We start from the raw sequence: 26,833 nt of genomic DNA on the forward strand, positions 1-26,833 counted from the left end.
CTTGCCTGCTTTTGATTTCATAAGACGGGCCTTTGGGCCATTTCGCAAGCGTTCTGTGACTGCGGGCTTGCCTATTGCCGCTTGGGCACTTAGGTCTCAGGCCGTACGGAAAACGAGGTGCTCATGCTGTCGCTGATCCAAATCCTGCTGCTGATCCTGGACATCGTCTGGTTCATCATCCTGGCCCATGTGATCATGAGCTGGCTGATCAACTTCCAGGTCCTGAACCTGCATCAACAGCTGGTAGCCCAGATCTGGTACGGCCTGAACCGCCTGCTCGAACCGATCTACGGCCCGATCCGCCGCATTCTGCCCAACATGGGCGGTCTGGACCTGACGCCTCTGGTGGTGCTGATCGGGGTCTATGCGCTGCGGATCATCCTCATCAACAACGCGGTCTATTTCTACTGACCTCTTGTTCCCCGATTCCGACTGTGTGATTGTCCGTTCAAGAGCAGTCAAATCTTGAAACAGGGCACCCCCGCACATGTTCGACGCCGCGCCTCTGCTGCGAGATGTCTTTGGATTCGATGACTTCCGCCCCGGGCAGGAAGAGATCGTCGATGCCGTGACCGCCGGCGAGAACGTGCTGGCCATCATGCCCACCGGGGGCGGCAAATCTCTGTGTTTTCAACTGCCTGCCCTGCTGCGCGACGGCGTCACCGTTGTGATCTCGCCGCTGATCGCGCTGATGCGCGACCAGGTGCGGGGGCTGCAAGAGGCCGGGGTCGAGGCTGGTGCGCTGACCTCGGGCAACACGCCCGAGGAAACCGATGCCGTGTGGGAGGCGCTCGAGGCCGGGCGGCTGAAACTGCTCTACATGGCGCCCGAACGGCTGGCGGCGGGCTCGGCGCTGGGGATGCTGCGACGGATCAATGTCAGCCTGATCGCCGTGGACGAGGCCCATTGCGTCAGCCAGTGGGGCCATGATTTCCGCCCCGACTATCTGCGGATCGGAGAGCTGCGGCGCGCGCTGAACGTGCCACTGGCCGCCTTCACCGCCACGGCGGATGGGGAAACCCAGGACGAAATCGTCGAGAAACTGTTCGACGGCACGCCCCCGCGCAAGTTCCTGCGTGGCTTCGACCGCCCGAACATCCACCTGGCCTTTGCCGCCAAGGACAGCCCGCGCAAGCAGATCCTGGATTTCGCCGACGCCCGCCGGGGCCAGTCGGGCATCGTCTATTGCGGCACCCGCAACAAGACCGAAGTGCTGGCGCAAGCCTTGCGCGAACAGGGCCACAGCGCCTGCCACTATCACGGCGGGATGGAGGCCGAGGACCGCCGCATCGTCGAAACCCGTTTCGCGCGCGAGGACGGGCTGATCGTGGTGGCCACCGTGGCCTTTGGCATGGGTATCGACAAACCCGACATCCGCTGGGTCGCCCATGCGGACCTGCCAAAATCGATCGAGGCCTATTACCAGGAAATCGGCCGCGCCGGCCGCGACGGCGGCCCGGCCGAAACCCTGACCCTGTTCGGCCCCGACGACATCCGCCTGCGCCGCAGCCAGATCGACGAGGGGCTCGCCCCGCCCGAACGCCGCGCCGCCGACCATGCCCGCCTGAACGCGCTGCTGGGGCTGGCCGAAGCGCTGCACTGCCGCCGCCAAACCCTGCTGGGCTATTTCGGGGAAGAGGCCCAGCCCTGCGGCAAATGCGATCTGTGCGACAGCCCGCCTGAGCTGTTCGACGGCACCACCCCAGTGCGCATGGCCCTGTCGGCGATCCTGCGCACCGAGGAATGGTTCGGCTCGGGCCACCTGATCGACATCCTTCTGGGCAATGATACCGACAAGATCCGCGCGCGCCGGCATGACGCGCTGCCCACCTATGGCATCGGCAAGGACTGGTCGCGCCCGCAATGGCAGGCGATCTTTCGGCAGATGATGGGCCACGACCTGGTGCGCCCCGACCCCGAACGCCACGGCGCCCTGCGCATGACCGAGGCCGCCAAGCCGATCCTGAAGGGCGAGGCGCAGATCACCCTGCGCAAGGACACGCTGCGCAAGGCCACCCGCCGGCCCGCGGTCAAGATGATGGTCTCGGAAGAAGACGCGCCCCTGCTGTCGGCGCTCAAGGCCAAGCGCCGCGCGCTGGCCGAGGCCGCTCGCGTGCCCGCCTATGTCATCTTCCCCGACCGCACGCTGATCGAGATGGCGGAAAAACGCCCCATGACATTGGACGAGATGGCCCGGATCGGCGGTGTCGGCGCGAAAAAGCTGGACCGATACGGCGACACCTTCCTTGAGGTGATCGCGGGCGAGGCGCAGGCGATCCACCCGGCGCGCCGCAAGCTGGCCGGGCGTGAACAGGGAAATATCTACGACCGTCTGCTCGAGGTGCAGGCACAGCTGGCACGAGGCCCGGACGGGATCGACAAACCATTGAGCTGCTCAGCCGCGCAACTGGCCAAGGTGGCGCAGATGCGCCCGGACGACGCGCGCACTCTGGAACAGGTGCTGGGCGACCGCCGCGCCGAACGTTTCGCTGCCGCCTTTCTGGACGTGCTGCGCGCGGCGGGCTAGGTATCGACGGGCAGGCACGAACACGGGGGCAGACATGCTGGTGGTGATCTCTCCGGCCAAACGGCTGGACTGGGCAGAGCGGGACGTGGCACCGACCCGGCCCGATTTTCAGGACGACGCGATCCGGCTGGCGAAAACCGCGCGCAACCTGACGCTGGGGGACCTGAAAAAGCTGATGAGCCTCAGCGACGATTTGGCCCGGCTGAACCGCGACCGGTTCCGCGCCTTCGCCGAGGCACCACAGCCCGAAACCACCCGTCCGGCCGCGTTGGCCTTTGCCGGCGACACCTATCAGGGGCTCGAGGCCGCCTCGCTGGACGCCGATGAACTGGCCTGGGCGCAGGATCATCTGCGCATCCTGTCGGGGCTTTACGGCCTGCTGCGCCCGCTGGATGCCATCCAGCCCTATCGGCTGGAAATGGGCAGCCGGCTGAAGACCCGGCGCGGCACGAACCTTTACGACTACTGGCGCGACCAACTGAGCAAGGCCCTGAACGCGCAGGCCGACGAGATCGGCACCGACACGCTGGTGAACTGCGCCAGCCAGGAGTATTTTGGCGCGGTGGCCCCCAAGGCGCTGAAACTGCGGGTCATCACCCAGGTCTTCATGGAGGACAAGGGCGGCGCACCCAAGATCGTCAGCTTTTTTGCCAAGAAGGCTCGCGGCTCGATGGCGCGGTACATCATCCAGCACCGGCTGACCGACCCTGCGGGCCTGCGGGATTTCGACACCGGCGGCTATGTGTATCGGTCTGATTTGTCGGAACCGGACAAACCGGTATTCGTGCGCCCCTATCAGGCCTGATCCAGCATCGAGGCATCATACGCAACCAGCTCGACCGTGTTGCCCTCGGGGTCCGTGGTAAACACGCCGCGCCAACCGATCCAGCCGAACCGTTCCACGCGATAGGGCTGGCCGATTTGATCATACCAGCGCATGACGGCCTTCTGTTCCGCAAAGGGAAGAGACAAGGCGATATGGTGCAGCGACGATTGCACCCCGGTCATGGGTTTGTCGGCACCGGTGGGGTGCAAACCCGGCCGCGGCGCTGCCCCATGGTGAAACAGCGCCAGAACTTGTGTGTGTCCTTCGAACCCTTCCGCAATCCGAAAGAATGTGATGGCGCTGTCATGACCGCCATGCAGGCGGGTCAGACCGATGACGTTTTCATAGAAATCGACCATCGCTGCCATGTCGGCGCAGCGTATTGCTATTTCACCCAAAGCGCGGGGGCGAAAACCTCGTTCCTGTGACATAGCGACAGCCTAGACCGCACCGGCCGGCGCGACAATGACGGGTTGCGCATCCGTCGGGCAGTTGGACTGGATCATCTCGCAAATCAGCTTCTTCTGAAGCGGTTTCGTCAGGTAGTGATCCAGCCCGGCCGCTAGGATGCTGTGCTCGTCACCCGCCAAGGCATGAGCGGTCAGCGCCACGATCGGCACATGCTGCCCTGTGCCGATTTCGCGTCTACGGATCTCACCCGTGGCCTGCTTTCCGTCCATCTTGGGCATCGAGATGTCCATGAGGATCAGGTCCGGCGCGAATTCCGAAAAGGCTTCAACAGCCTCAAGCCCGTTGGCCACCAGCTTGAGGTCTATGTTCAGATCCTTGGTCATCTTGCTCAGGATCAACTGGTTGGTGCGATTGTCCTCGGCGGCCAGAACCCGCATCTTGCGCAGCTTCGTGTTTCCGCCGGACGATTGGGCCGGCTCCGCGCGGCAGGGCGGGGAAACAGGCGCAGGCAACACAGCGGCGCCCAGCGCCTGAAGCCGTGAGAACAGCTCGGCCCGTGGGATCGGTTTCTGAACCACCCCTTGTATCAGCCGATGGTTCGGATCGGCGTGCACGATGGCCGGGTTTGCGGACATCAGCACGATCGGAACGTCGGACCAGCCTCGCTTGCGCAGAGTTTCCGCCAAATCCAGCCCGTCCATGTCAGGCAGATCGTGATCGCAAAGGATCAGGTCGATCGACGCTTCCACCGCCCTCAGCGCTTCGGTGCCTGTGGCGCAAACCGTCACCTCGGCCCCCAAACGCCGCAGCTGCTTGTTCAGAATGGCCCGATTGACCGCCAAATCCTCGACCACGAGGACATGTTTCAGCCTGTCCGCCAAGGCAGGCGGAGCCGGTTGAGGGCCTTCGGCGGTGGGCAGCGTGATGCGGAACCCAAAGCACGATCCCTTGCCGGCCTCGCTCTCGACCCAGATCGAGCCACCCATCAAGGTAATCAGGCGTTTGGTGATGGCCAGACCAAGGCCAGTGCCGTCAAAGGCGCGGGTCTTTTCGTTTTCAACCTGATTGAACTCGCCAAAGATGTGCCCGATCTTGTCCGCTTCGATGCCGATTCCGGTGTCTTCGATCGCAATATGGATGTCGCAGGTCTTCTGATCGGCATGCGGTACTCCGGTGACCCGGATCAGAACATGGCCATGGGCGGTGAATTTGACCGCGTTGCCCACCAGATTGGTCAGCACCTGACGCACCCGGCCTGGATCGCCCACGAACAGCGTCGGCAGGAACAGGTCATAGTCGACCAGCAAGGTCAGCCCCTTGTCGCGCACCGTGGGCTGCAGCAGCATCGCAACTTCGAGGATGCAACGCTCAAGATCGAAATCCTCGGGATGCAGCACAAGCTTGTCCGCTTCGATCTTGGAATAGTCCAGAACGTCATTGATGATGACCAGCAGCGCGTCCCCCGAATTGCGGATCGTCTCGACATAAAGCCTCTGCTCCTCATTCAGAGGGGTTTCCGACAGCAGGTCGGTCATCCCGACGATGCCGTTCATCGGGGTCCGGATCTCATGGCTCATATTGGCAAGGAAAGCCGACTTGGCCCGGTTGGCGGCCTCGGCCTTTTCGCGCGCGGCCTGCAGTTGCGCCTCATGCTGGACCGAGGCCGTGATGTTCAGGGCCAGACTGACCACATCGCCACCCTGGCCGCGCTGGTCGATCAGCTTGATATATTGCCCATTCCACAGCTGGATCACTTCGGGCGGCGGGTTGATCCGGGTCCAGCGGCGCATCATGCGGGTTTTCCACGCCTCGGCCGGTTCCGACCCGATATCGATGATGCCCTCTGTGGTCAGCAGATCAAGAATGCGGGGGTATGAAATCCCGGGCGCGACCTCGTCCAGTCCTTCGAACACGCTCAGATAGGCCGTATTTGCGCTGATCAACCGATCACTGCCGTCGAAGAAGGCGAAACCGTCCTGGATCGTTTGGATCGAGTGCCAGAGGCGGCGTTCGGCCACTTCGATCTTGGCATTTGCAACGGTCAGGTCCGATTTGACCTTTTCATTCTCGCCACGCACGGATTCGACCTCGGCCTCGGTCTCGCCGATACGTTTGGTCAGGGCCATCGCATATTCGCCCAGCTTGCGATTGGCCTCGGACAGTTCACTCTGCTTGAGTGCAAGCAAGCGTTCGGCGGCCAGACGCGCCCGCCGTTCCTGTGCCAGTTTTTCTGCAAGACTCATGGTCATCTTCCCGGTCGGTTCGGGATCAGCATTCCCGCAGACCGTGAAAATCTGTTTAAGACCAAAGGCCGGTCAGCGCCGTCCTTCGCGCAGCCAGCCCGCCAGCAGGAAGCCACCCGCCAGCAGCAGCACCAGCCAGGGAGGCAACAGTCCGGCCTGGGTCACGTCACGGGTTTCATATGCCTCGCGCGGGGTCAGACCGATCCAGCCACGCCCGGCCGCAGGACGCCCGGCGCGCACGTTGCGGATTGCCGGCAGCCCGTCCTCGACACGGATCGCGCCGCCACGCATGGCCGCCATGGCCGGCGCGAGGATCTCGGCTGTTGCGATGGTGCGTTCGAATTCCCGCGGCGCCGCAGGGCCAAGGCCGATGACCGAGGACAGCTCACCTTCCTGCAGGCGATAAAGCCCAATTTCAGGGCCGAAATACTGCGCCTCGAACCGACCGGGGGACAATTCGCGCAAGGGCACTTCAAGCGTGTCGCCATTGGGTCGGGTGACCGTGACGGGGCCCACCTCTTCGTTCAGGGTCTGGCGGATGATGCGCATTGACTGCCCGTTGGCCTCGGCCCACAGCGCTTCTTCTTCAAGCTCGGGCTCTTTCATCATCCAGTGGGCAAGGCGGCGCAGCAATTCCAACTGCGGGCCACCGCCCTCGTAGCCACGGCTCCACAGCCAGGCGTGGTCCGAGGCCAGCAACGCCACGCGCCCTTCCCCCACACGGTCCAGCACCAGCAGCGGACGGTCGTCGACGCCGGTCATCAACAATTCACCCGAGCGCTGTTTCACGTCGATCTGCCGCAGCCATGCGCCCCAGTCGCCCGTCTCACCCAGATCGGCGGTCACCGGATGACGCTGGCCCAGGTCTGTCACCGTGGGCACGTAGCGTTCTTCGATGACCCGGGCCGAGGGTTGCGCCGGCAGGATCGCAGACAGGGGCGAGCGGAAGATGCTGTCGGCGGTGGCAAAGTCAGGCCCGGCCGCAATCAGCACCGCACCGCCGTCATTGATGTAGTTGGTCACGTTGTCCAGATAGATCGCGGGCAGGATGCCGCGCCGCTTGTAGCGGTCAAAGATGATCAGGTCGAAATCGTTGATCTTCTCCAGAAACAACTCGCGCGTGGGGAATGCGATCAGCGACAGTTCGTCCACCGGAACCCCGTCCTGTTTCTCGGGCGGGCGCAAGATGGTGAAATGCACCAGATCGACCGAGCTGTCGGATTTCAGTAGATTGCGCCAGGTTCGTCCGCCCGGATGCGGCTCGCCCGAGACCAACAGAACCCGAAGCCGGTCGCGCACACCGTTCATCTGGATCAAGGCGGTGTTGTTGCGGTCGGTCAGTTCGCCATCGGCCTGCGGAACGGTGAACTGGATGACGTTGCGCCCGCCATGGGGCAGCGTCACCGGCAGCTCGACATCCACACCGATCGGGATGCTGAACTGCTGCGGCTCGCCCCCGTCCACCGCAATCTCGAGCGGGGCGGACGCCGGACCGGCGGGCACCGCGCCACTGTCCTCGACCCGCAAGGTCAGAGTGACGGGCTCGTCGATGATGGCAAAGGCCGGCGCGTTGCGCACGATCAGGCGGCGGTCCCAGTCCTGCGCGCGACCGGTCTGCAACAGGTGCATCGGCGCTGGCAGGTCGGGGGCCTGATCGACGTCATGCACAATTCCGTCCGACAAGACCAGTATTCCGGCGATCCGGGCGCGCGGTTCCTCGGCCAGCGCGGCATTCAGCGCCGCCATCACCTGGGTACCTTCGTCTCCGTCGCCGTCGCCCACGGTGATACGACGCAGTTCGGTGTTGTCGCGGGCCTCGATCTCGGCGGCCAGGGCCTCGGCGGTCTGCGCGGTCTGTTCGGCGCGGTCCGACAGGGTCTGGCTGGCGCTTTCATCCTCGATCATCAACACGATGTCGGTCAGCGGGGCGCGGTCCTCGATCTGGTAGACCGGGCCGGACAAGGCTGCCAACAGCACCAGCGCGGCCAGTCCGCGCAACGCCCAACCTGACAGCCCGCGCCACAGCGCCAGAACCGTCGCGGCCAAAGCGATCGAACCGATGACCACCAGCACAGGCCACGGGATCAGCGGGTCAAAGATGACGGAACCGGTCATTGGCCCAACCTGTCAAGCAGAGCAGGCACGTGCACCTGATCGGATTTGTAGTTCCCGGTCAGCACGTGCATGACCAGGTTGACGCCGAACCGGTTGGCCAGCTCGCGTTGGCGTTCTCCGGCATAGCCGCGCCCGACCGGCAGCAGCGCCTGCCCGTTCCGGTCGATTGCCCAGGCCCCGGCCCAGTCGTTGCCACCGATCACCACCGGGGTGACGTTGTCGTTGAGGTTGCGGAAGGGCATGCCTTCGATCAGTTCGGCGTCCAGGGGCGCGGCCTCGACCCAGACCTCGGTTCCGGCAAAGCGGCCGGGGAAATCCTGCAACAGGTAGAACGCGCGGGTCAGGACGTGATCGCGCGGAACAGGCTCCAACGCAGGGATATTGAGCGGAGCAGCCAGTTGCTGCAGCTTGCGGCCATTGGGGCTGGAGGCGCCGAATCCGGCGATGTTGGCGTCCCGCGTGTCAAACAGGATCATCCCGCCGGACCGCAGATAGGCGTTCAGCTTGGCATAAGCCTCGGCCGAAGGCTGGGGCTGATCCGGGGTGATCGGCCAGTAGAGCAGCGGGAAGAAAGCCAGTTCGTCACGTTCGAGGTCCACGCCCATGGGCTCGGCCGGTTCGACGGACGTGCGATAAAACAGGGTTTGCGACAGGCCGCGCAGCCCGGCATGGGCGACGTCGTCAATCTGGGCATTGCCGGTCAGTACATGTGCCAGCACCAATTCCTTGGTTGCCTGCAGAGCGAACTCCGTCTCGTCGGGCGTCTGCGCCTGCGCCTGCGGTGCGATCAGAACCGCGCTCAGCGCCACCGCCGCCGCCCGCGCCAGCCCCAGACGCCCCGACAGCGCCAGCGAGGCCACGACGTCAACCGCCAGCAGGATCAGGGCCAGGCTCAGCAGCAGACCCCCGATCGGAGTTTCGGCGCTGACCTCCTGCCCCTTGATCGGCACATCCGCAGGCCAACTTATCGGGCGCAGCGTGCTGTCCTCGGTGAGCACGTTCAGGGCCAGTTTCTGCTTGCCGCTTTCATACAGACCCGGGCGCAAGTCGGGGCCAAGGGCGCCGGATATCAGCGCAGGGCCATCGACACCGGCCAGATTGCCCGCATCAGACAAGGTTCCGAACCCGTCCATCACCTGAATCGGCTCCCACGTGGTGCCTTGCAGCTGTTCGACCTGCCGCGTCTTGGCGGCCGAGGCCACGGCCAGCCGGTCCAGCATTTCGACGAACAGGCCCGACAGCGGCAGAGTCGACCATTCGGCATCGGCGGTGACGTGGAACAGCACCACCTGACCCAGGCCCAGTGGCTTGCGCGTCACCAGCGGGGTGCCATCCGACAGCGCGGCGATCACCCGGTCGGCCAGGTTCGGGTCGGGCTGCGCCATCACCTGGGTGCTGACGGTCACATCGTCGGGGATGCGCAACCCGTAAAAGGGCGAGCCCTCCTGGAAGGGCGCCAGCCCCTTGGCCTCGCCCCAGCTCATCGCGCCGCCGACCGAGCGGCCACCGCTGCGCAGCCGCACCGGCAAAAGGGCGTCTTCGGCATCGCGGCCCAGATCGCTGGCCGCCATGTGCGGACCGGCAAAGCGCAGCAACAGCCCGCCCTGCTCGACCCATTCGACCAATCCGGCCTGTTCGGCGGGGGTCAGCTTGGCCACATCGGCCAGCACGATCACATCCGGGTTGGCGGGCAGAACCTCGGCCAGCCCGCCCTCGACGAAATCGGCGGTGGGGATCAGCACCTGTGTCAGGTAGTGCAGCGGCGACAGCAGCTCCAGCCCCTCGCGATTGACGGTTCCCGCGATCAGGGCGACCTCGCGCCGGCGCAGGCTGTCATCGGTCAGCGACACCGCCCCGGCCGACCGCTGGCCCTGCAGTTCGAACCGCGTGATGCGGGCGCGCAGTTCGGATGGCAAGGCCAGATCGGCCTGTCCCTGGGTCGCGCCGCTCTCGAAGCTGACCTCGACCGATTGCAGCAGGCGCATCACGCCCGCCGGGTCGCGCCCCTGCGCATTGATGGTGACGGTCTGCGCCGGACCCGGTGTGGCGCGCACCGCGGTCAGTCGGATCGCCCCGTCCTGATAGGTGGCCGGCAGCAGCGCCAGGATCGGCGCCGCCGCGCGATAGACCGTGACCCCGCCCCGCGCCTGCAGCGCAGACAGCAGGGTTTCACGGCCCGGATAGTCCAGCTTGTCCGTGAACCAGTGCGTATCGAAACCGCCCTCGACCGCCGACAGGTCGGCCAGGGCCTGTTCGATCTGCGCCGCGTCCGGCTGCCACGGCTGCGGAACCAGTCCGGGCAGGCGGTTGCGCCAGGCTTCGGCGGCCTGGAAGACGGGCGGTTCCGGCTCGGTCAGTCGCAGGATCGAGACCGGGCGCCCGGCCCGTCCGGCTTCGGTCAGTTGCGCGTCGATCTGATCCAGCGTGGCGGGCCAGCGCGTGGCCCCGGCCCAGCTGGCATCCAGCACCAGCAGCAATGGCCCCGATCCGGTTTGGTCGCGCGACGGGTTCAGCACCGGGCCGGCCAGACCGATGATGATCGCCGCCGCCGCCAGCATCCGCAGCAGCAACAGCCACCACGGGGTGCGGTCGGATACGCTCTCGTCGTCCTTCAGGCCCAACAACAGCGTCACCGCCGGGAACAGTCGGCGGATCGGCGCGGGCGGCACGGCGCGCAGGATCAGCCACAGGATCGGCAGGGTCAGCAGACCCAGCAACACCCATGGCGCGGTAAAGCCGATGCCCGCCAGAACCGTCATCGCGCCCCTCCGTCCAGCGCACGATAGAGCCACAACAGGGCCGCCTGCGCGCTGTCGCTCGTATGGTGCAGGCCCAGCTGCCAGCCGGTGACGCGGCACAGGCGGGTCAGGTCATCCTTTCGCCGCGCCAGCCGCGCCAGATACCGCTCGCGCAGGTCGCCCGCCTTCAGCGTCTCGTGCCGGACCGTCCCGCCGACGCTTTCGAAGATGGTGCGCCCGCGATAGGGGAAGCTCTCCTCACCCGGGTCCAGGACCTGCAGTAGCACACCGCGCACGCCGCGGTCGGCAGCCTTGGTCAGGGCCAGTTCGACCTCGTCCAGCGGGCCGAGGAAGTCAGAGATGAACACGGCGCGGGCATGGGGAATCATGGCGCGGTGCTCGGGCGGGGCATAATCGGCCTCGGTATCTTCGGACAAGGCCTGCGCCAGCCGGATGATCTGGGCATTGCCGCGCCGGGGCGGCAGGGTGGTGCCGGTCAGGCCCACACGCTCGCCCCCGCGCACCAGCAGGATCGCCGTGGCCAGCCCCAGCAAACGCGCCCGGTCGGCCTTCGTGGGCAGGGATTTATCGGACGCAAAGCGCATCGAGGCGCCCTGATCGACCCACAGCATGATCGACTGCGCGATCTGCCATTCGCGTTCGCGCACATATTGCTGATCGCCGCGGGCCGAGCGCCGATGGTCGATCATCCGCCGGCTGTCGCCGATCTGGGCCGGTCGATATTGCCAGAAATCATCGCCCAACCCCGAACGCCGCCGGCCGTGATCGCCCAGCAGCACGGTTCCGGCCAGGTGTTCGGCCCGCGCCAGCAGCGGCGGCAGCCGGGACGCCTCGGCCTCGGATCTTTCGCGAAGGGTGCGGGCCGCGTTCACGCCGCCGCCTCAGCCCGGACAAGCCCGGCCGCGGTGGTTTCGATCAGGTCGGGCAGGCTGTCACCGCGCGCCCGCGCGGCGAAGTTCAGCGCCATCCGGTGGCTGAGCACCGGGCGCGCCATGTCCAGCACGTCCTCTGCATTGGGGGCCAGCCGGCCCTGCAGCATCGCCCGCGCCCGCACCGTCATCATCAGTGCCTGCGCCGCGCGCGGACCCGGGCCCCAGGCGACGGTCTCGGACACGCGCTCGGACACGCCGGGTTCTTCGGGGCGGAACGCGCGCACCAGATCGAGGATCAGTTCGACCACCGACTCGCCCACCGGCATCCGGCGCAGCAGAACCTGCGCGGCCAGCAATTCTTCCTTTGTGAAGATCTGGTGCGCCTCTTCCTCGGCCACGCCGGTGGTGGCCAGCAGGATGTCACGCTCGGTCTGACGGTCGGGATAGTTCACGTCGATCTGCACCAGGAAACGGTCCAACTGGGCCTCGGGCAGCGGATAGGTGCCCTCCTGTTCGATCGGGTTCTGGGTGGCAAGCACATGGAACGGCACGCCCAGCGCGCGATCCTCGCCCGCGACGGTCACCGTGCGTTCCTGCATCGCCTGCAGCAGCGCCGACTGGGTGCGCGGGCTGGCGCGGTTGATCTCGTCGGCCATCAAGAGTTCACAGAAAATCGGGCCGGGAATGAAACGGAAATGGCGGCTGCCATCCTCGGCGGTGTCCAGAACCTCAGACCCCAGAATGTCGGCTGGCATCAGGTCAGGGGTGAACTGGATGCGGTTGCCATGAAGGCCCATGACCGTCGACAGGGTTTCGACCAGCCGCGTTTTGCCCAGGCCCGGCAGCCCGATCAGCAGGGCATGACCGCCACACAGCAGCGCCGTCAGCGTCAGGTCGACGACCCTCTCCTGCCCGATGAAGCGGCGGGTGATCGAGGATTTGGCCTGTTGCAGTTTCTCTTCCAGCGCTTCGATCTCGGAGACGAGGTCGGCAGGTTCGGTCATGACTTTCCCTTCCGTGGACTTATTATGGTTGAAGTGTATCGCGCTGAGAGGAAATGGCAAAAACAATGAGCGGACAAAATCCTGTGAAACCGTCCCCTGAGGGTCTGGCGGCCTCGGTCAAGGCGGCCAAACCGCGGGGTCTGCCCCCTGTCGACAGCTGGAATCCTCCGTTCTGCGGCGATCTGGACATGCGCATCGCGCGCGATGGCACCTGGTATTACCTAGGGTCGCCCATCACCCGGTTCGAGCTTGTGAAGCTTTTTTCCTCAATTCTTAAGAAAGAAGGGGACGCCTATTTTCTGGTCACCCCGGTCGAGAAGGTCGGCATCAGGGTCGAAGACGCGCCGTTTGTGGCGGTCGATTTCGACCGGACCGGCGCGGACGAGGATCAGGTTCTGACCTTTACCGCCCATGTCGGCGATACGGTGTCGGCGGGTCCGGATCACCCGATACGGGTGGCCACCGACCCGGAAACAAACGAACCCAGACCCTATATATTGGTGCGATCAAACCTCGAGGCGCGGATCGACCGCAAGAGTTTCTACCGCCTTGTGGACATTGCGACGGAACGCGCCGGGCAGGTCGGGGTCTGGTCCGGCGGGCAGTTCTTTGTCTTGGGTCGCGCCGAGGAAACGCCATAGGCAACCCGTCTTGCGGGACGGTCTTGCGCAAGGACAACCGCCAGCGCCACGACTCCGGCGCCCAGCGCCCGGGTCCAGTTCCACTCCGAACCCAGAACCACCATGATGAGCATCACGTAGAACGGGGCCACATTGATGTGGAATGACGCCAGAGCAACACCCAGCCGGCCGATCGAAGCGATGAACAGGACCTGGCTGAGGCCGAGAGAGATCACGGCGTAGATCGCCAGCATTCCTGCCTGCTGCGGGTCGATCGGCGACGATGGCCAGACTTCGAACCCGAGGACGCTCGACAGATAGAACAGCGCGCCGGCCATGAACGTGCCGCCGATCAGCGTGATCGTGGTACGTCCGGTTTGGCTGAGGTCCGGGAAGTCCCGCGCGGTCGCCATGCTGGCCCAGCAGAACAGCGCGGTCGAGGCGATTGCGCAAAGCGCCCCCAGTCCCAGCTGGGCCGGCGCCACCGCGCTGGTTGCGATCAGGCCGCCTATGATCGAAACGGCAACCCCCAGCGCGAAGTTCCACCGCAATCTGCGCGTTCCCGCAGCCAGCTCGAGCAGTGTCGCAATCAAAGGCGCGCAGGAGGCGATGATGGCAACGGTTACGGGATCGGTCAGTTTCTGCGCCAGGATGATCAGGAACATGCCCAAGCCAAGTCCAAACCCGCCCACTCTCATCGCATGGGCCCAGCGCGCCCGCAGCACCGCATCTGCGCCATCGATCCACAGCCAGATCGGGATCATCACGGCCACCGCCAGCATCAGCCGCGCAGCCAGCAAGGCAACCGGCGGCCAGGTCTGCAGCAGGATTTCGGCCGCCGGGAATCCGGCCGCCCAGGCCAGCATCGACGCCACCGCCAACCCGTTTCCGGACAAGGCGGATTGCCGCGCACCGGGCACAGCGAAACTAGGCCCGCGAACGGGGTCCGGACTCATCGCCATCGGTTTCAATCCTTTTGTTGGTGCAGCGCCACGAAAATGATTCGCTGCAATACCCCGACCCTTCACATTCGGCCCGCGACGGTCTGGCCGATTTTCGACATATTGTCGTTTTCAAACCCTTTCTCTGCGCGCCGCCCGCGACTAAGGTCAGCACGCCATCGGACCGAGAGGACAATGCCCCGATTTGCCGCCAATATCTCGCTGCTCTTTGCCGAGCTGCCCTATCTCGACCGATTCAAGGCGGCCGCGGATGCCGGGTTCAAGGCAGTCGAGATCCTGTTTCCCTATGACCTGGCGGCCAAGGAAACCCGTCGCGCATTGATGACCAACGGTCTGGACCTTGTGCTGATCAACGCGCCGCCGCCCAACTATACCGGCGGCCAGCCGGGTTATGCGGCCGTTCCGGGGGGCCAGGGGCGGTTCCAGTCCGACATCCGCCGCGTCCTGCGCTATGCCGAGGCGCTGAAGCCCGGTTTGATCCACGTGATGGCGGGCTATGCCTCGGGGGCGGACGCACGGGACTGTTTTGTGCGAAATCTGCAATGGGCTGCGGATTTTGCGCCGCATCAACGGTTCACGATCGAACCGCTGAACCCGGTCTCGCAGCCCGGATACTTCCTCAACGACTATGATCTGGCCGCCGCGTGCCTGGACCGGATCGACCGTCCGAATGTGGGCCTGCAATTCGACAGCTTTCATGCCCGGATGATCCATGGCGATGCACAGGCCATCTGGGACAGATTCCGCGACCGGATCGTACATGTTCAGATCGGATCGGCCCCCGACCGGTCGGAACCCGGCCGCGACGAGACCGATTTCCCCGCCCTGTTCGCAGCAATCGACGACAGCGGCTATGACGGTTGGGTCAGCGCCGAATACACGCCCTCGACCCGGCGCACCGAAGCCTCTCTGCACTGGATGCGATAGTCCTGTGCGCCTGCGCACTGGAAATCACATCTTGAATATCGCATACGAAGTGGCGATTCAGCAGAGAAACAGCCGTATGATCCCCGCCCGCTTTGCCCCCGTCCTGTTCGGATTGATCCTGTCGGGGCTGATGTCCTGCATCGTGACCTGCATCGCAACGGTCAAAGAGATCGGGCTGGGCCCCGAGACCTTTGCCAGCTGGATGGGCGCGTGGAGCATCAGCTGGCCGGTGGCGTTTGCGGTGGTTTTGGTCATGGCCCCGCTGACCCGGCGGCTGGTCGCGTTGATGGTCAGGCCCGAGGCCTGACCTGCCGCGAAGATGGCCCACAGGGCCTGATGAGCGGCACGGCGCTTGCCTAATGCGCCTCGGCCCAGTTGGCGCCTTTGCCCGCATCCACCGTCAGTTTCACGTCCAGCTTCACCGCCGGATCGGGCGCGTTCTCCATCACGTCGCGCGCAATCTCGATGGTCTTTTCCACCGCGTCCTCGGCCACTTCGAACAGCAGTTCGTCATGCACCTGCAGCAGCATCTTGGCCGGCAGCCCGTCGATCGCCTCGGGCATCCGCACCATCGCCCGCCGGATCACGTCCGCCGCCGTGCCCTGGATCGGCGCGTTGATCGCCGCCCGGCGCGCGAACCCCGCATGCGGACCCTTGGCGTTGATCTCTGTCGTGTGGATCCTGCGCCCGAACAGGGTCCGCACATAGCCATGCTCTTTGGCAAAGGCGATGGTGTCGTCCATATAGCGCCGGATGCCGGGGAAGCGCTCGAAATAGCGGTCGATGAAGCCCTGCGCCTCGGCCCGCGGAATGCGCAGGTTGCGCGCAAGGCCAAAGCCCGAAATGCCGTAGATCACGCCGAAATTGATCGCCTTGGCCTTGCGGCGGATCTCGGGCGTCATCTCGTCCAGCGGCACATCGAACATTTCCGAAGCGGTCATGGCGTGAATGTCCAGCCCATCGGCAAAGGCCTGTTTCAAGGCCGGAATATCGGCGATATGCGCCAGGATACGCAGCTCGATCTGTGAATAGTCGAGCGACACCAGCACGTTGCCCGGCTCGGCGATGAAGGCCTCGCGAATGCGGCGGCCCTCCTCGGTGCGCACTGGGATGTTCTGCAGGTTGGGGTCGGTCGAGGCCAGACGCCCCGTGTTCGCCCCGGTGATGGCATAAGACGTATGCACCCGGCCCGTATCGGGGTTGATATGGGTCTGCAGCGCGTCGGTATAGGTCGATTTCAGCTTGGACAGCTGCCGCCAGTCCAGCACCCGGCGCGGCAGCTCATGCTCGGTCGCAAGATCTTCCAGCACGTCGGCGCCGGTCGAATACTTTCCGGTCTTGCCCTTCTTGCCGCCCTCAAGACCCATCTTGTCGAACAGTATCTCGCCCAACTGCGCGGGCGAGCCGACGTTGAAGGTTTCTCCGGCCAGCTCGTGGATTTCAGCCTCTAACCCGGCCATTTTCTGGGCAAAGGCGTTCGACATGCGGCTCAGCACATCGCGATCGACCTTGATGCCATGCATCTCCATCTCGGCCAGAACCGGCACCAGAGGGCGTTCAAGCGTTTCATAGACGGTGGTCACCTGAGCCCGGTGCAACTGCGGCTTGAACAGCTTCCACAGGCGCAGGGTGATGTCGGCATCCTCGGCGGCATAGGCGGTCGCCTCGTCGATCGGCACCTTGTCGAAGGTGATCGCCGATTTGCCCGAGCCCAGCAGCGGTTTGATCGGGATCGGCGTGTGGCCCAGATAGCGTTCGGACAGGGTGTCCATGCCGTGCCCATGCTCGCCCGCATGCATGGCATAGGACATCAGCATCGTGTCGTCGATCGGGGCCACATCCACGCCGTAGCGCGCAAAGATCTTGGCGTCGTATTTCATGTTCTGCCCGATCTTCAGGATCGACGGATCCTCGAGCACCGGCTTGAGCATCTGCAGCGCCTCATCCAGCGGCATCTGCCCCTCGGCCAGCGCGTCCGAGCCGAACAGGTCGTCGCTGGCCCCGTCGCGGTGGGTCAGCGGGATATAACAGGCCTCGCCCGGCTCGATGCACAGCGAGATGCCGACCAGATCGGCGATCATTTCGTTTAGGCCCGTGGTCTCGGTGTCCACGGCCAGCCAGCCGCGCTCATAGGCCTGATCGATCCATTTCCGCAGCGCGGCCGCATCGCGCACGCATTCGTATTTGCTGGAATCGAACGGAATGTCCTCGGCCTGCGGCTCATCTGCCGCCGGCGCCGGAGTATCCGCGATCACCGGCGGTTCGACGCCCAGCTTGTCGGCGATCCGCTTGGTCAGAGTGCGGAACTCCATCTCGGCAAGAAACTCCATCAGCTTGTCCGGATCGGGATCGCGCAGCTCCAGATCATCCAGCGTGAAGTCCAGCGGTGTTTCGCAATCCAGCTGCACCAGCCTCTTCGACAACTCGATCTGATCTCGTTTCTCGATCAGGGTTTCGCGGCGCTTGGGTTGCTTGATCTCCTCGGCGCGGTCCAGCAGCGTCTCCAGATCGCCGAACTCGTTGATCAGCAGCGCCGCCGTCTTGATCCCGATCCCCGGCGCGCCCGGTACGTTGTCCACGCTGTCACCGGCCAGCGCCTGCACATCGACGACGCGCTCGGGGTAGACGCCGAATTTCTCGAACACCCCCTCGCGGTCGATGCGCTTGTTCTTCATGGCATCCAGCATCTCGACACCGTCGCCCACCAGCTGCATCAGGTCCTTGTCCGAGCTGACGATGGTCACCCGCCCCCCGGCCTGGCGCGCCTGGCAGGCCAGCGTGGCGATGATGTCGTCGGCCTCGTACCCCTCCAGCTCTTTGCAGGCGATGTTGAAGGCCTCGGTCGCCTGCCGGGTCAGCGGGATCTGCGGGCGCAGGTCCTCGGGCATCGCCTCGCGGTTGGCCTTGTAGAGGTCGTACATGTCATTGCGGAAGGTGTGCGAGCCCTTGTCGAAGATCACTGCCAGATGGGTCGGCGCGTCAGGGCCGTGGTCGCCATCCACGTACCGCTGCAGCATGTTGCAAAAGCCCGAAACGGCGCCAATCGGCAGCCCGTCCGATTTCCGCGTGAGCGGCGGAAGGGCGTGATAGGCGCGAAAGATGAAGGCCGATCCGTCGATCAGATGCAGATGGCAGCCTTTTCCGAATTTGCTCATGCGCGCTCTCCCTGTCGGTCAGGGACGGTTCTGCCACAGGGGCAGCCGGGTGACCAGTCAGGAACGCGCCCTAGCCGCCAAACAGGCCGCTGAAAACATCCGAGAAACTGTTCAGCAGCGACATGATGACCAGCGCGCCGAGAAACGCGAAAAACGCCATCGCGAAAAACTGGAACAGGATCGCACCCGTTCCGATGACCACACCGGCGATGGCCGGGCGGCGTTTTTCGTGCCGCAGGATGCCGACGACCGAGACGACGATCGCCAGCCCGCCCAGCATGGCGACGCCGATCTGCAGAAAGTCATCCAGATCGCGGGTGGGCGCGACCGGCGCGGGCTGCTCCATCCCCGCCGCGGCCCGCAGGGTCGATTTTCCCAACTCGGCGGCCAGTTCGCCCAGCGTCACGCCGGAGGATTGCTGCGGCGCAAACGGCCCTGCCCAGAACACGAACAAGGCTGCGAACAGGGCCAGTGCCGCAAGGCAAAAGCCAGCCCATCCAAAAACCGGATTGCCGGTATCAGCAGCAGTCATATCGGTCATCATTCGCACCCACGTTGGTCACACCAACGCACTAGGTGAAAATCGCGGCGAGATTTGGGCGGACCGCGGTTGGGCAGGCAATCAGTGTTGCTGTGCGTCCTTCAGAACATACTTGCAATCGCAATAGGGGCACTCGACCCAGCCCTGATCCTCGGGGATCTGCAACCAGACGCGCGGATGGCCCAGCGCGCCCTCGCCGCCATCACAGGCGACACGGCTTGTCTCGACGATCTTGGTTTCCGGAGCTTCGATTGTCACGGCGTGCGATCCTTCACTGGTTGTCGGCCTCGCGGGCATGCATTAGGTGCGTTTATGAGCGATCAGGAAACCGGGGGCAAGAGCCAGCAATGACCGATGCAGCGATCAGCCTTCGCGGCCTGCGCAAAACCTATCGCGGCGGCAAGGGCCAGCCCGAGAAACACGCGCTGAAGGGCATCGATCTGGATATCCCGCGCGGCTCGGTCTTCGGCCTGCTGGGGCCGAACGGGGCGGGCAAATCGACCCTGATCAACATTCTGGCGGGGCTGGTGATCAAGACCGCCGGCCAGGTGACGATCTGGGGCTTTAACCAGGACCGCAACCCGCGCCAGGCCCGCGCCGCCATCGGCGTGATGCCGCAGGAGTTGAACCTCGACCCGTTCTTCACCCCCCGCGGCGCGCTCGAGGTGCAGGCCGGGCTCTATGGCGTCCCCAAATCGCAACGACGCAGCGACGAGATCCTCGAAATGGTGGGCCTCAGCGACAAGGCCGAGGCCTATGCCCGCACGCTGTCGGGCGGGATGCGGCGGCGGCTGCTGCTGGCCAAGGCGCTGGTGCACCACCCGAAAATCCTGGTGCTGGACGAACCCACCGCCGGCGTGGACATCGAACTGCGCCAGATGCTGTGGGCCAATGTGCGCAAGCTGAACCAGCAGGGCATGACCATCATCCTGACGACCCACTATCTGGAAGAAGCGCAGGAGATGTGCGACGAGATCGCCATCATCAACCACGGCGAGAAGGTGGCGCAGGACAGCACCGCCAACCTGCTGGGCCGCATGGACGGCCGAACCATGGTCATCACCCCCGAGGCCGCCGTGACCGCCTTGCCCACCGCCCCCGGCGTTCAGGCCAGCCTGCGCGACGACGGCAGCCTGGCCCTGCACTACCGCAGCCCGGAAACCAGCGCCGAGCAGGTGCTCGAGGCGGTCCGTCAGGCCGGCATCCGCATCCGCGACGTACGCACCGAAGAGGCCGACCTCGAGGACGTTTTCCTCGCCCTGACCTCCTCACGCTCCGACGATGCCCCGGCCGACGATCAGGACCAGCCGCGCCGGGGCCTGCACCGGGTCAAGCTGTGACCTTACCCCGTGCCACTTTGGCATGGGCAGATGAGGTTATTTCCGAACATCATAAGGCCGTTTTTCGCGCCGCCCATGTATGGCCGCGTTGCGGACTTACCTATCATTCGCGAAAAAGCTTGGTGAATTTGCGGCTTGAACAATTGCGTTGAGGCCGGAAAGTAATTCCAGCGACAAGCCTGACTTGTTTTCAATAAACTACTGGCGCAACATCTTTGGATGTCCGGAACCAATTGGGAGGTTGGCATGGCGGAACTACGCGAAATTGGTAAGACTGGGATACGGGTTTCCCGCATCGGGTTTGGGTCGACAGGATTGGGAAGTATTCCGGAAATCTATGGGTATGAAGTTGAGGAAGACCGCGCGATTGACACAATTCGGGCAATTCTTTCGCAGCCAAATGCGTTTTTGGACACATCCCGTTGCTATGCCATGGGGCGAAGTGAAGAGCGTATAGGAAAAGTCGTTCGTGAGCTTGGCGGTTGGCCGGACGGGCGGGTGCTTTCCACCAAGATAGATAGGAACATGGAAACTGGTGCTTTTGATGCTTCTCAAGCACGTAGATCATTCGAGGAAAGCCTTACAGCCCTAGGCGTCGACAGCGTCGATATTCTTCACGTCCATGATGTCGAATACGCAAATGACCTATCTGAGGTCAAAGGACCGGGTGGTGCGATTGAAGAGTTGTTCCGCATCAAGGAGGAAGGTCTGGCAAAGGCGGTCGGAATCGCGGCGGGACGTATCGACTTGATGATGCCAATTTTAGAGGGTTGGGATTTTGACGTGGTCCTGACACACAACAGGCATACGCTGGTAAACGACAACGCGGCACCTCTGATAGAACTCGCGAAATCACGAGGCGTTTCGATATTGAACGCAGCACCTTTTTCCGGAGGTGCGCTTGCCCGAGGCAGCGAGATCCATCGCTTTTACGCCTATCGTCCTGCAGATGATGAAGTACTTGCTCCAATACGTGCCGTTGAAGAGGTTTGCGGGCACTACGATGTCCCGGTTGGGGCGGTCGCGTTGCAGTACTCTTTGAAAAACGACGACATCACTTCGACGGTTTGCGGAGTAACTTGGCCTCAACATGTTCAACAAGCGATGGAGTGGGCAGAGTGGCCCATCCCTGAAGGTGTTTGGGAGGACCTCGCTGAGCTTGGAAAAGCTTCGAGCGACCCAGAAAATTAGCGTCAGCTTTCGGATAGGATACTGTTTTCCCAATATCCGCTGTGGACTCGAACCAAACCTTCACCGCACCTGAATCGACAACTCGTTTCCTGCACAATGCAGACAAGGACTCGAAAAAGAACAAAACAAGAATATAATGACGACTCGCCATGTATGCCGAGCTGTCGATCACGTCGAACTTCACCTTCCTCACCGGGGCCTCGCACCCCGAGGAGTACATGGAGCGCGCCGTCACCCTGGGCCTGCCCGCCATCGCCATCGCCGATGACAACTCGGTGGCGGGCATCGTCCGCGCCCACACCCAGGCGCGCGAGATCGCCCGCAAGGTCCGTGAACGCCGCGCGTGGGAGGAGCAGAACACGCCCATCGGCCCGCCCTGCCCCGATCACATCCCGAAACCGCCCTCGTTCCCGGTGCATGCGGTGCCGCGCCTGATCCCGGCGGCGCGGCTGCTCTTTGCCGATGCCCCGCCAGTCACCGCCCTGCCCCTCAACCGGCAGGGCTGGGCCAGCCTGTGCCGCCTCCTGTCCACCGGACGGCTGCGCGCGGCCAAGGGCGACTGCATCCTGCACCTGTCCGACCTGTTGGAGTTTTCCGACGGCCTCCACCTGCTGCTCTGGCCACAGGCGGGCCGTCCGACCGGCGGCGCGAGCGGATGGCGGACACAGGCGCAACAGCTGACGCGCCGCTTTGCCGGGCGCATGCACCTGCTGATGCATCCTCGCTATGACGGTGCAGATGCAGCATTTTTTCATTTGTTAGAGACTGAATCAGGCCATCTGGGCCTGCCCACCATCGCCAGCGCCGCGCCGATGATGCATCACGGCTCGCGCCGCCGGCTGGCCGATGTGCTGACCGCGATCCGCCTGCGCCGCAAGGTGGACGACCTGGGCCGTCACGCGCTGGCCAATGGCGAACAGCGCCTGCGGTCCGAGGCCGAGATGCTGCGCATCTTCAAGGGGCACGAAGGCGCCGTGGCCCGCGCGTATGCGCTCAGCCAGGAACTCACCTTCTCGCTGGACGAGCTGCGCTATGAATACCCCAGCGAGGTCAGCGGCACCGAAACCCCCACCCAGCGCCTGCATCGGCTGGCGCATGAAGGGTTAAAATGGCGCTATCCCGCCGGCGCCCCTGAAAAGGTCAAGGCGATGCTGGCGCATGAGCTGACCCTGATCGGCAAGCTGAAATACGAACCCTATTTCCTGACCGTCCGCGACATCGTGCAGTTTGCCCGCGGCCGCGGGATCCTGTGTCAGGGGCGCGGCTCGGCCGCCAATTCGGTGGTCTGCTATTGCCTGGGCGTCACCTCGGTCAGCCCCGAGATGGGCACCATGGTGTTCGAACGCTTCGTCTCCGAGGCGCGGGACGAGCCGCCCGACATCGACGTCGATTTCGAACATGAGCGCCGCGAAGAGGTGATCCAGCACATTTATGAACGCTATGGCCGCCACCGCGCGGGGCTGTGCGCCACGGTGATCCACTATCGCGGCAAGCGCGCCATCCGCGAGGTGGGCCGCGCCATGGGCCTGACCGAGGACACGATTTCCGCCCTGTCCTCGCAACTGTGGGGGTTCTTCTCGACCGCAGGGCTCGAGGCGGAACGGATGCGCGAAATCGGCCTCGACCCCGAGGACCGCCGCCTGAAACAGACTCTGACACTGGTGCATCAGATCAACGGCTTCCCCCGCCACCTGTCCCAGCATGTGGGCGGGTTCATCATCACCGAGGGCCGTCTGGACGAGCTGGTGCCCATCGAGAACGCCACGATGGAGGACCGCACGGTCATCTGCTGGGACAAGGACGACATCGACAGTCTGGGCATCCTCAAGGTCGATGTCCTCAGCCTTGGCATGCTGACCTGCATCCGCAAGGCCTTCGACCTGATCGCCCAGCACCATCAGACGAGTTACACGCTCGCCACCCTGCCGCCCGAGGACCCGGCGGTCTATGACATGCTGTGCCGCGCGGATTCGGTGGGCGTGTTCCAGGTGGAATCACGTGCTCAGATGAACTTCCTGCCCCGGATGCGGCCGCGCAATTTCTATGATCTGGTGATCGAGGTCGCCATCATCCGCCCCGGCCCCATCCAGGGCGACATGGTGCATCCCTATATCCGGCGTCGGAACGGCGAGGAGGAGGTCAGCTTCCCCTCGGACGCGCTGGGCGAGGTGCTAGGCAAGACGCTGGGCGTGCCGCTGTTTCAGGAACAGGCGATGCAGATCGCCATCGTCGGCGCGGGCTTCACCCCCGAACAGGCCGACCGGCTGCGGCGGTCGCTGGCGACCTTCAAGAAGCACGGCAATGTCAGCGAATTCCGCACCCTGTTCCTGCGCGGGATGCAGCGCAACGGCTATGACGCCGAATTTGCCGAGCGCTGTTTCTCGCAGATCGAGGGGTTCGGCTCCTACGGCTTCCCCGAAAGCCATGCGGCCAGCTTTGCGCTGCTGGTCTATGCCAGCGCCTGGATCAAGTGCCACCATCCGGGGATTTTTGCCTGCGCGCTGCTGAATTCGCAACCAATGGGGTTCTATGCCCCCGCCCAGATCGTGCGCGATGCGCGCGAGCATGGCGTGCAAGTGCGTCCGGTCTGCATCAATGCCAGCTTCTGGGACAACGTGATGGAGCCAGACGGCCATGGCGGGCTGGCCCTGCGACTGGGCTTTCGCCAGATCAAGGGCCTGAGCGAAGAGGACGCCAGTTGGCTGACCGCCGCGCGCGGCAACGGCTACCACCAGGTTGACGACGTCTGGCGCCGCGCGGGCCTTGGCCCCTCGGTGATCGAGCGTCTGGCCGAGGCCGATGCCTTTGCCGCCTGCGGCCTGACCCGGCGCGAGGCGCTGTGGCAGGCCAAGGCGATCGCCACCGCCAAACCCCTGCCCCTGTTCGCGCAGGATCTGGAAGGCGAGGCGCTGGACGAACCCGCCGCCCATCTGCCGCAGATGTCGCTGGGCGAGCAGGTGGTCGAGGATTACGTCGCCACCCGCCTGAGCCTGCGGGCACACCCGGTGGCCCTGTTGCGGCACCTGCTGACGCCGGGGCAGCGCGACAATTCCGCCCCTGCATCCGGGCCGAAAAACGCGGTATCTGCCCGGAACAGAGCCTGAATCGAAAGCCCCGATCATGACCCGGCCCGTACTGCCCCCGCGTTTTCCCGCCACGCCCGACCAGATCCAGGCGCAGGTCACCGCATTCTACGCCCGCGTCCGGCAGGACCCCCTGCTGGGCCCGATCTTCAACCGCCACGTCACCGACTGGCCCGCGCATGAGGACCGGATCGCCGCCTTCTGGCGCAACGCCATCCTGTACGAGCGCGGCTACAGCGGCAATCCGCAGCGTGTGCATATCGAGCGTCCGGACGTGAAACCCGAAATGTTTGCCCATTGGCTGGACCTGTTCGAAGAGGTCGCCCACGGCACCCTGCCCCCGGAAACGGCCACGCCCTGGGTGGCGCTGGCCCGACGCATCGGCGCGGGGATGCAGGCCGGTGTCGCGGCCGCCCGCCAACCGGCCGGGGCTCCGCCGATCCTGCGCTGAACGGCCGGCCCCGCAGGGATGTTAGCGGTAAAGTTTGGACTATCCGACTCTGCCGATTGGGTTTAATCAGGCCTCAGACACCTGCCACAGCATCCAATCGCCCGGGACCAGCCAGATGAGCACACAGAACTCGACCCTGCAGGGACTTGGCTTTGCCTTTCTCGGGTTTGCCGTCTTTGCCACCCATGACGCGCTGATCAAGACGCTGGGCGGCACCTATTCCGTGCTGCAGATCATCTTTTTTGCCACGCTGTTTTCCTTTGTGCCGATGGCGGTCACGATCCTCGCGGACCGGACCGCTGGCAATTTTCGGCCGCATCACCCGTGGCTGGTGATGCTACGCTCGGGGCTGATGGTCACGTCGATGTCCTGTGCCTTCTACGCCTTTTCGGTCCTGCCCCTGGCCGAAGTCTATTCGCTGCTGTTTTCCTTTCCGCTGATCGTCACCGTCCTGTCGATCCCGATACTGGGCGAGGTCGTGCGCGCCCAACGCTGGGCCGCAGTGGGCGTGGGCCTGATCGGAGTGCTGATCGTCCTGCGCCCCGGCGCGACCGAGATCACCCTCGGCCACCTTGCCGCCCTGACGGCCGCGTTCTGCAGCGCCTTCGCATCCGTGCTGGTGCGCAAGATCGGAAACGAGGAACGCTCGGCCGTGCTGATCCTGTATCCGATGCTGCTGGCGATCGCGGTCATGAGCCTTGCGCAACCAGCGGTCTATCAGCCGCCTTCGCTGATCCATCTGGCGATGATGGCCTTGGTCGGCGTGTTCTCGGTGATCGCCCAGCACCTGATCATCCTGGCCTATCGCGCGGCGCCCGCCGGCGTGGTTGCACCCAGCCAGTACAGCCAGATCATCTGGGCCACGATCTTCGGCGCGGTGTTCTTTGGGGAAAAGCCCGACAAATGGGTGGCCGTGGGGGCCGCAATCATCATCGCATCGGGCATCTTTGTCGTCTGGCGCGAAAGCCGGGCAAATGTATCGCCGAACAAGCCGGTTTTGCGCGTCCGCTCGCCGCGCTCTGACACCGGGGCCTCAGCACGGCCGGGGTCATAACGCGGCGGAACGGCATAAAGTATTATCTATCTTTTGGCCTGATTTTAAGGCTCCCGTTTGCACTGGCCTCGTCAAACTTGCCTGTCGCGCGCACCAGATCGCTCAACCTTTTGAACCCATAGGTACGTGTGTCGAAATCGGGATAGTTCTTGCTGAGCTGACTCCCAACGCCGCTAAGTGCAGCCCACCCGTCCGGGTCATCCGATTTCAGGACGACATTCCGGATCAACTGATAAGCATGGTTCAGCTCTTGTTTGGCAGACGGCTTCTTGGATTTCTCCGGAGATTCGTTCGCCTGCATCTCCTCCTTTTTGATATTCTCAATGTAGATGAACCGATTGCAAGCTGCGACAAAGGCTTTGGGCGTTTTGCGTTCGCCGATCCCGAACACGCTCAACCCTTGCTCACGGATTCGGCTGGCCAACCGCGTAAAGTCGCTGTCTGACGACACCAGCACGATGCCGCCAAATCGGCCAGAATGCAGTATATCCATGGCATCAATCACTAGGGCGATATCCCCGGCGTTCTTGCCGGTGGTATTGGCGAATTGCTGGTGCGGTACGATGGCGTATTCCGCTAGTTTCTCGGCGCTCCAACCCTGCGGCGTGCCACCCGAGAAGTCACCGTAGATCCGGCGCAGACCGGCCTCACCCAATGTGGCAACTTCTTCGAAAATCTCGGCAACATGCTTTGCCGGTACGTTTTCGGCGTCGATCAGAACGGCCAGGCGTTCCGTTGCATCAGTGGTCAAT

At 64.2% G+C, this 26,833-nt stretch carries 22 protein-coding genes; 11 read left to right on the top strand and 11 right to left on the bottom strand.

What is annotated here, in order from left to right; translation table 11 throughout:
- The first annotated feature begins 123 nt into the window (after nt 1-123).
- The 3 genes from K3752_RS15615 (at nt 124) to yaaA (ending at nt 3,332) form a co-directional block, all read left to right on the top strand.
- Nucleotides 124-411, top strand: coding sequence for a YggT family protein (locus K3752_RS15615; protein ID WP_005980077.1), 288 nt, complete (start codon nt 124-126; stop codon nt 409-411).
- A gap of 76 nt (nt 412-487) precedes the next feature.
- Nucleotides 488-2,527 carry a DNA helicase RecQ gene (recQ, locus tag K3752_RS15620; RefSeq protein WP_260063742.1) on the top strand — a complete coding sequence of 680 codons (2,040 nt, stop codon included), beginning with the start codon at nt 488-490 and terminating at the stop codon, nt 2,525-2,527.
- A 34-nt stretch (nt 2,528-2,561) separates the two neighbouring features.
- Nucleotides 2,562-3,332, top strand: coding sequence for a peroxide stress protein YaaA (gene yaaA / locus K3752_RS15625; RefSeq protein ID WP_260063743.1), 771 nt, complete (start codon nt 2,562-2,564; stop codon nt 3,330-3,332).
- On the opposite strand, the gene K3752_RS15630 is transcribed toward yaaA, so the two are convergent.
- The 6 genes from K3752_RS15630 to K3752_RS15655 all read right to left on the bottom strand — a co-directional run bounded on the left by K3752_RS15630 (nt 3,323) and on the right by K3752_RS15655 (nt 12,757).
- Complete coding sequence (locus tag K3752_RS15630; RefSeq protein WP_260063744.1) at nt 3,323-3,721, bottom strand: VOC family protein; 399 nt, start codon at nt 3,719-3,721, stop codon at nt 3,323-3,325. The two genes, yaaA and K3752_RS15630, sit on opposite strands and share 10 nt — an antisense overlap.
- A 72-nt stretch (nt 3,722-3,793) precedes the next feature.
- The gene (locus K3752_RS15635) at nt 3,794-6,007 is read right to left on the bottom strand and encodes a response regulator (protein WP_260063745.1); all 2,214 of its coding nucleotides are present in this window, start codon (nt 6,005-6,007) and stop codon (nt 3,794-3,796) included.
- A gap of 72 nt (nt 6,008-6,079) precedes the next feature.
- Nucleotides 6,080-8,122: a hypothetical protein gene (locus K3752_RS15640; protein WP_260063746.1), complete on the bottom strand. Its 2,043-nt coding sequence runs from the start codon at nt 8,120-8,122 to the stop codon at nt 6,080-6,082.
- Entirely contained in the window at nt 8,119-10,881 is a 2,763-nt protein-coding gene (locus tag K3752_RS15645; RefSeq protein ID WP_260063747.1) for a DUF4159 domain-containing protein, read from the bottom strand. The genes K3752_RS15640 and K3752_RS15645 overlap by 4 nt, the downstream gene beginning before the upstream one ends.
- A complete protein-coding gene (locus K3752_RS15650) occupies nt 10,878-11,753 on the bottom strand; it encodes a DUF58 domain-containing protein (RefSeq protein ID WP_260063748.1) in 876 nt (291 codons plus the stop codon). Before K3752_RS15650 ends, K3752_RS15645 begins: the two co-directional genes overlap by 4 nt.
- Nucleotides 11,750-12,757, bottom strand: a complete 1,008-nt coding sequence (locus K3752_RS15655; RefSeq protein ID WP_170440018.1) for a MoxR family ATPase — start codon at nt 12,755-12,757, stop codon at nt 11,750-11,752. Before K3752_RS15655 ends, K3752_RS15650 begins: the two co-directional genes overlap by 4 nt.
- A 65-nt stretch (nt 12,758-12,822) precedes the next feature.
- On the opposite strand from K3752_RS15655, the gene K3752_RS15660 reads away from it, so the two are divergent.
- A complete protein-coding gene (locus K3752_RS15660) occupies nt 12,823-13,398 on the top strand; it encodes a DUF1285 domain-containing protein (RefSeq protein ID WP_260063749.1) in 576 nt (191 codons plus the stop codon).
- Here the strand turns inward: K3752_RS15660 and K3752_RS15665 are convergent.
- A complete protein-coding gene (locus K3752_RS15665; protein WP_260063750.1) occupies nt 13,299-14,339 on the bottom strand; it encodes a DMT family transporter in 1,041 nt (346 codons plus the stop codon). The two genes, K3752_RS15660 and K3752_RS15665, sit on opposite strands and share 100 nt — an antisense overlap.
- 174 nt (nt 14,340-14,513) lie before the next feature.
- Between K3752_RS15665 and K3752_RS15670 the strand changes: the two genes are divergently transcribed.
- Nucleotides 14,514-15,266, top strand: coding sequence for a hydroxypyruvate isomerase family protein (locus K3752_RS15670; protein ID WP_260063751.1), 753 nt, complete (start codon nt 14,514-14,516; stop codon nt 15,264-15,266).
- A 76-nt stretch (nt 15,267-15,342) separates the two neighbouring features.
- The gene (locus K3752_RS15675; protein ID WP_093964053.1) at nt 15,343-15,573 is read left to right on the top strand and encodes a DUF2798 domain-containing protein; all 231 of its coding nucleotides are present in this window, start codon (nt 15,343-15,345) and stop codon (nt 15,571-15,573) included.
- Nucleotides 15,574-15,622: 49 nt separating this feature from the next.
- Here the strand turns inward: K3752_RS15675 and polA are convergent, their stop codons facing one another.
- The 3 genes from polA to K3752_RS15690 form a co-directional block, all read right to left on the bottom strand.
- A complete protein-coding gene (gene polA, locus K3752_RS15680) occupies nt 15,623-18,421 on the bottom strand; it encodes a DNA polymerase I (RefSeq protein WP_260063752.1) in 2,799 nt (932 codons plus the stop codon).
- A 70-nt stretch (nt 18,422-18,491) separates the two neighbouring features.
- Nucleotides 18,492-18,962 carry a hypothetical protein gene (locus tag K3752_RS15685; RefSeq protein ID WP_170582395.1) on the bottom strand — a complete coding sequence of 157 codons (471 nt, stop codon included), beginning with the start codon at nt 18,960-18,962 and terminating at the stop codon, nt 18,492-18,494.
- 81 nt (nt 18,963-19,043) lie between these two features.
- The gene (locus K3752_RS15690; protein ID WP_005980050.1) at nt 19,044-19,220 is read right to left on the bottom strand and encodes a zinc-finger domain-containing protein; all 177 of its coding nucleotides are present in this window, start codon (nt 19,218-19,220) and stop codon (nt 19,044-19,046) included.
- 89 nt (nt 19,221-19,309) lie between these two features.
- Here K3752_RS15690 and K3752_RS15695 point away from each other — a divergent pair, with 89 nt between their 5' ends.
- The 5 genes from K3752_RS15695 to K3752_RS15715 all read left to right on the top strand — a co-directional run bounded on the left by K3752_RS15695 (nt 19,310) and on the right by K3752_RS15715 (nt 26,081).
- Entirely contained in the window at nt 19,310-20,302 is a 993-nt protein-coding gene (locus K3752_RS15695; RefSeq protein ID WP_260063753.1) for an ABC transporter ATP-binding protein, read from the top strand.
- 246 nt (nt 20,303-20,548) lie between these two features.
- Nucleotides 20,549-21,493 carry an aldo/keto reductase gene (locus tag K3752_RS15700; protein ID WP_260063754.1) on the top strand — a complete coding sequence of 315 codons (945 nt, stop codon included), beginning with the start codon at nt 20,549-20,551 and terminating at the stop codon, nt 21,491-21,493.
- A 149-nt stretch (nt 21,494-21,642) separates the two neighbouring features.
- Nucleotides 21,643-24,597 carry an error-prone DNA polymerase gene (locus K3752_RS15705; protein WP_260063755.1) on the top strand — a complete coding sequence of 985 codons (2,955 nt, stop codon included), beginning with the start codon at nt 21,643-21,645 and terminating at the stop codon, nt 24,595-24,597.
- Nucleotides 24,598-24,613: 16 nt separating this feature from the next.
- On the top strand, nt 24,614-25,027 hold the full coding sequence (locus tag K3752_RS15710; RefSeq protein WP_170364574.1) for a group III truncated hemoglobin: 414 nt from the start codon (nt 24,614-24,616) through the stop codon (nt 25,025-25,027).
- A gap of 115 nt (nt 25,028-25,142) precedes the next feature.
- Nucleotides 25,143-26,081, top strand: coding sequence for a DMT family transporter (locus K3752_RS15715; RefSeq protein WP_170360399.1), 939 nt, complete (start codon nt 25,143-25,145; stop codon nt 26,079-26,081).
- Between the two features lie 22 nt (nt 26,082-26,103).
- Here K3752_RS15715 and K3752_RS15720 read toward each other — a convergent pair whose 3' ends face one another.
- Nucleotides 26,104-26,832, bottom strand: coding sequence for an NYN domain-containing protein (locus K3752_RS15720; RefSeq protein ID WP_260063756.1), 729 nt, complete (start codon nt 26,830-26,832; stop codon nt 26,104-26,106).
- Nucleotide 26,833: the final 1 nt, after the last annotated feature.

It is taken from the genome of Ruegeria sp. B32, assembly GCF_025141855.1.
Taxonomy (GTDB): domain Bacteria; phylum Pseudomonadota; class Alphaproteobacteria; order Rhodobacterales; family Rhodobacteraceae; genus Ruegeria; species Ruegeria arenilitoris.

What these genes read in the sequence shown, in the direction of transcription:
- K3752_RS15615 (WP_005980077.1), top strand. Translation starts at nt 124, where the DNA reads ATGCTGTCGCTGATCCAAATCCTGCTGCTGATCCTGGACATCGTCTGG.
- recQ (WP_260063742.1), top strand. Translation starts at nt 488, where the DNA reads ATGTTCGACGCCGCGCCTCTGCTGCGAGATGTCTTTGGATTCGATGAC.
- yaaA (WP_260063743.1), top strand. Translation starts at nt 2,562, where the DNA reads ATGCTGGTGGTGATCTCTCCGGCCAAACGGCTGGACTGGGCAGAGCGG.
- K3752_RS15630 (WP_260063744.1), bottom strand. Translation starts at nt 3,721, where the DNA reads ATGGCAGCGATGGTCGATTTCTATGAAAACGTCATCGGTCTGACCCGC.
- K3752_RS15635 (WP_260063745.1), bottom strand. Translation starts at nt 6,007, where the DNA reads ATGAGTCTTGCAGAAAAACTGGCACAGGAACGGCGGGCGCGTCTGGCC.
- K3752_RS15640 (WP_260063746.1), bottom strand. Translation starts at nt 8,122, where the DNA reads ATGACCGGTTCCGTCATCTTTGACCCGCTGATCCCGTGGCCTGTGCTG.
- K3752_RS15645 (WP_260063747.1), bottom strand. Translation starts at nt 10,881, where the DNA reads ATGACGGTTCTGGCGGGCATCGGCTTTACCGCGCCATGGGTGTTGCTG.
- K3752_RS15655 (WP_170440018.1), bottom strand. Translation starts at nt 12,757, where the DNA reads ATGACCGAACCTGCCGACCTCGTCTCCGAGATCGAAGCGCTGGAAGAG.
- K3752_RS15660 (WP_260063749.1), top strand. Translation starts at nt 12,823, where the DNA reads ATGAGCGGACAAAATCCTGTGAAACCGTCCCCTGAGGGTCTGGCGGCC.
- K3752_RS15665 (WP_260063750.1), bottom strand. Translation starts at nt 14,339, where the DNA reads ATGGCGATGAGTCCGGACCCCGTTCGCGGGCCTAGTTTCGCTGTGCCC.
- K3752_RS15670 (WP_260063751.1), top strand. Translation starts at nt 14,514, where the DNA reads ATGCCCCGATTTGCCGCCAATATCTCGCTGCTCTTTGCCGAGCTGCCC.
- K3752_RS15675 (WP_093964053.1), top strand. Translation starts at nt 15,343, where the DNA reads ATGATCCCCGCCCGCTTTGCCCCCGTCCTGTTCGGATTGATCCTGTCG.
- polA (WP_260063752.1), bottom strand. Translation starts at nt 18,421, where the DNA reads ATGAGCAAATTCGGAAAAGGCTGCCATCTGCATCTGATCGACGGATCG.
- K3752_RS15685 (WP_170582395.1), bottom strand. Translation starts at nt 18,962, where the DNA reads ATGACCGATATGACTGCTGCTGATACCGGCAATCCGGTTTTTGGATGG.
- K3752_RS15695 (WP_260063753.1), top strand. Translation starts at nt 19,310, where the DNA reads ATGACCGATGCAGCGATCAGCCTTCGCGGCCTGCGCAAAACCTATCGC.
- K3752_RS15700 (WP_260063754.1), top strand. Translation starts at nt 20,549, where the DNA reads ATGGCGGAACTACGCGAAATTGGTAAGACTGGGATACGGGTTTCCCGC.
- K3752_RS15705 (WP_260063755.1), top strand. Translation starts at nt 21,643, where the DNA reads ATGTATGCCGAGCTGTCGATCACGTCGAACTTCACCTTCCTCACCGGG.
- K3752_RS15710 (WP_170364574.1), top strand. Translation starts at nt 24,614, where the DNA reads ATGACCCGGCCCGTACTGCCCCCGCGTTTTCCCGCCACGCCCGACCAG.
- K3752_RS15715 (WP_170360399.1), top strand. Translation starts at nt 25,143, where the DNA reads ATGAGCACACAGAACTCGACCCTGCAGGGACTTGGCTTTGCCTTTCTC.